A 3,329-nucleotide genomic window follows, 5' to 3' on the forward strand; every position below is an offset into this window, starting at 1 on the left:
GCTGGAAAAGCGCTGAGTTCGTTAGCAGACTGGTAGCATCGAGGGGCGCGCAAGCGCCCCTTTCGTTATGGGTTTGCGGTCCCCAAAAAGCAAAATCCCCGAAGCAGGCTTCGGGGATCGAAAGATCGTCATCAGGTAGCTAGCTGCCGTTTACGGGCGCTTGGTTACGGCGCCGATCAGCTGGTGCTGCATGCGGTAGCTGACCTGGCGAGATGCTTCGCGACCACGAGCGTCAATCAGACCACCCAGTGCGTTGCGGAAACCATTCTTGCTCTCAGTCATCTCTTACTCCATGCGACGCTGGGTCTGTTGCCTAGCGTCTGGTTGTCTTTTAGCTAATTCGTCAGGCTTGCGTTAGAGGCCTAACCACAGACCTGCCATGCCAATTGCGCAGGGCCCGGTTAACGCTTGTTCACTTTCGCTTCAGACGGCGTGTGATCGCGCTCGTACTGGGCGACGTAACGCTCGGCCTGGCGGGTGCGACCCTCGACGAGGGCATTGAGTGCACGCTTGAAGAAATTACTCTCTTTGCTCATTTTTCGTCTCCTGGTTCCGAACAATAAGATAGGTTCGCCAAGCGCTTTAACCAGCGCCACAACCACAAGCCAGCCATGACGGCCACGCAGTCCGGCACCGGGATGATACTGATGACCAACGCCCCCTTCCCTCCCGCAAAATTCCAGAGCTTTGAGGAAAAGTCCGACCCCGCCCAGGTGGCCCCGCGCCTTGCTGCGCTCCGTAAAGCGATGAAGGCGGCCGGTGTCGATTATTTCCTCGTGCCGCGCGCCGATGCGCATCGTGGCGAATCTGTTCCCGCGAGCGAAGCGCGGCTAGCTTATGTGACCGGTTTCACCGGATCGGCCGGGCTGGCGCTGGTTGGCCTCAAGGAAGCGCATCTCTTCATCGACAGCCGCTATACGCTGCAGGCGCCCGCGCAGACGGACACCGCGCTGGTGGATGTGCATGAAGTGACAAGCCTTGCCATCGATGCAAAGCCTTATGTGAAGAAGGACGCGGTCGTTGCCTATGATCCCTGGCTGCATACGCCGGGCGAAGTGCGCGACCTGACCGAGAAGCTCAAGGGCCATGCCAAGGTCGTGGCCCACGACAATCTCATCGACAGCGTCTGGAGCGATCGCCCGGCCCCGCCGGCTGGCGCCATCGAGATTCTCGGCCACAACCGCGCCGGGCAGACCGCCGAGGACAAGATCGCGCAATTGCAGAAGACGTTGGGCGATGACGGCGCCGATGCCGTGGTTTTCACCCTGCCCGAATCCATTTGCTGGCTATTCAACATTCGTGGCCGCGACGTGCCGAATACGCCCTTCGTGCTCGGCTTTGCTGTGGTGCCGCAAAAGGGCAAGCCGACGTTGTTCCTCGACCCGGCCAAGGTGACGCCAGAGCTGGAAACCGCGCTCGATGGCATTGCCAAGATCGAAGCGGCGAAGAAGTTGACCAAGGCGCTCGAAAAACTGGGCAAGAACGGCAAGTCGGTGCTGGTCGATCCGGCCAGCGCGCCGATTGCCATTGCCGAGACGCTGACCGGAGCCGGCGCAAAACTGATCGAAAAGCGCGATCCGGTGCTGCTGCCCAAATCGCGGAAGAACGAGGCGGAACTGGCCGGGATGCGCGAAGCGCACCGGCTCGATGGCGTGGCGCTGGCAAAGTTCCTGACCTGGTTCGACAGCGAAGCGCCCAAGGGCGAATTGACCGAAATTGGTATCGTCACCGCGCTGGAAGCCTTCCGCCGCGAGGAGGAAAGCTGCGTTGACGCCAGCTTTGATACGATTTCCGGCGCCGGGCCGAATGGGGCCATCGTCCACTATCGCGTTTCGACCAAGACCGACCGGAAGCTCAATGCCGGCGAGATCATGCTGGTCGATAGCGGCGCGCAGTATCTCTCCGGCACGACCGATATCACCCGGACGCTGGCGACCGGCGAGGCGACGGCAGAGCAGAAGGATCGCTATACCCGCGTGCTCAAGGGCATGATCGCCATTTCCATGGCGCGCTTCCCCAAGGGCACCAGCGGCGCGCAGATCGACGTGCTGGCGCGACAATTCCTCTGGGCGGATGGCGTTACCTACAGCCACGGCACGGGCCACGGCGTCGGCGCCTATCTTGGGGTGCATGAGGGCCCGATTGGCATTGCGCCGCGCTATCCGCTGCCGCTTGAGGTTGGCAATGTGATTTCCAATGAGCCGGGTTTCTACAAGGCCGGCGAATATGGCATCCGCATCGAGAACCTAGTGGTGGTCAGGGAAGCCGAGGGCTTTCCGGGATACTTCGAGTTTGAAACGCTGACGCTGGCGCCGATCGATGTCAGGTTGATCGACAATGGGCTGCTTACCGAGGCAGAGCGTGGTTGGCTGAACGATTTCCACGCCAAGGTGCGTTCGGAGATTGGCCCGAAGGTTTCGGGCGATGTGAAGGCCTGGCTGGAGGCTGCGACGGCGGCGATTTAGCATAGCTTCATCGCGCCGGCCGGCCGGTAGCAGATCCCACTCATCTCCATTCGTCGTCATTGCCGGGCTTGTCCCGGCAATCCATCCTTTGCTGCAGGATCCCATGGACCACCGGGACAAGCCCGGTGGTGACGACGGTGGGGGGACACGGTTTCCGCCACGAGTGAAGTAATTCGCGTCGCAGCTTCGCCGTGAGGGGGGGCCCCTTACATCGCGTAGGGATCGGCCGCCAAGGCCCAACTGAGTAGCCACGGGACATCGCTGCCCATCGAGGCGACGTCGTCGACTTTCCAGGTGCCCTCTTCTTCCACTAGCGAAATGGCCAGCACACGGGGCTGGTCGAAATTGTGGTAGGTGACAGTCACCACGGCGCGGCCATCGAGGCGCGCGGGCTCGCCGATGTTGAGATCGAAGAGCAAGGCACTGGCGTCGGGCAGAAAGGGATTGAAGGTCGGGTCGGCGACCGGGTCGAGCTCGGAGCCCGCAGTCTTGGTGAAATGGGAGTTTTCCTCGGCCAGTTGGGCAATGCCCTTGAGCCGGGCAGAATAGTGCTCCGTGGGGTCGCCATGCGGCGCGCCGGGCCGGTAGCCATCATAAATGGCCTGCACCAGCGCCTTGGGATCGGAATAGGTCTCTGCCGCCAAGGCCGGGGCCAGCGGCATTGCCAGCAGGACCATAGCGAGAATCGCTGATTTCATCGTGCCCTCGTATCAAGTTCGAGCGCACGATTGCGGTGAGGCAGGGCCGAATTGCGGCTGTGGGATTAATTCTTGGATAGGAAGGGGAGCGGCGTCGCAGTCGCAGGTCGTCACCCTCGGGCTTGCCCCGAGGGCGCTGTACTTATTGGACCCAAGTGAAGTGTCC

Annotated in this window: 4 protein-coding genes; 1 reads left to right on the top strand and 3 read right to left on the bottom strand. The window is 61.6% G+C overall.

All coding sequences use genetic code 11. The features are described 5' to 3' along the window. Positions 1-150: 150 nt before the first annotated feature. Together ABW043_RS13505 and ABW043_RS13510 are read right to left on the bottom strand one after the other, a co-directional pair. On the bottom strand, positions 151-282 hold the full coding sequence (locus ABW043_RS13505; protein ID WP_280114011.1) for a hypothetical protein: 132 nt from the start codon (positions 280-282) through the stop codon (positions 151-153). Between the two features lie 119 nt (positions 283-401). Next, positions 402-536, bottom strand: a complete 135-nt coding sequence (locus ABW043_RS13510) for a hypothetical protein (protein WP_353921727.1) — start codon at positions 534-536, stop codon at positions 402-404. A gap of 111 nt (positions 537-647) precedes the next feature. Here ABW043_RS13510 and ABW043_RS13515 point away from each other — a divergent pair, with 111 nt between their 5' ends. Then, entirely contained in the window at positions 648-2,465 is a 1,818-nt protein-coding gene (locus ABW043_RS13515) for an aminopeptidase P family protein (RefSeq protein ID WP_353921728.1), read from the top strand. A 206-nt stretch (positions 2,466-2,671) separates the two neighbouring features. Here ABW043_RS13515 and ABW043_RS13520 read toward each other — a convergent pair whose 3' ends face one another. Next, complete coding sequence (locus ABW043_RS13520; protein ID WP_353921729.1) at positions 2,672-3,163, bottom strand: YqhG/Tai3 family protein; 492 nt, start codon at positions 3,161-3,163, stop codon at positions 2,672-2,674. Positions 3,164-3,329: the final 166 nt, after the last annotated feature.

Origin of the sequence: Devosia sp. (genome assembly GCF_040509215.1) — a bacterium.
GTDB lineage: Bacteria > Pseudomonadota > Alphaproteobacteria > Rhizobiales > Devosiaceae > Devosia.

Excerpts from the sequence above, each read along its gene's own strand:
- ABW043_RS13505 (WP_280114011.1), bottom strand. The coding sequence starts at position 282 with ATGACTGAGAGCAAGAATGGTTTCCGCAACGCACTGGGTGGTCTGATT.
- ABW043_RS13510 (WP_353921727.1), bottom strand. The coding sequence starts at position 536 with ATGAGCAAAGAGAGTAATTTCTTCAAGCGTGCACTCAATGCCCTCGTC.
- ABW043_RS13515 (WP_353921728.1), top strand. The coding sequence starts at position 648 with ATGACCAACGCCCCCTTCCCTCCCGCAAAATTCCAGAGCTTTGAGGAA.
- ABW043_RS13520 (WP_353921729.1), bottom strand. The coding sequence starts at position 3,163 with ATGAAATCAGCGATTCTCGCTATGGTCCTGCTGGCAATGCCGCTGGCC.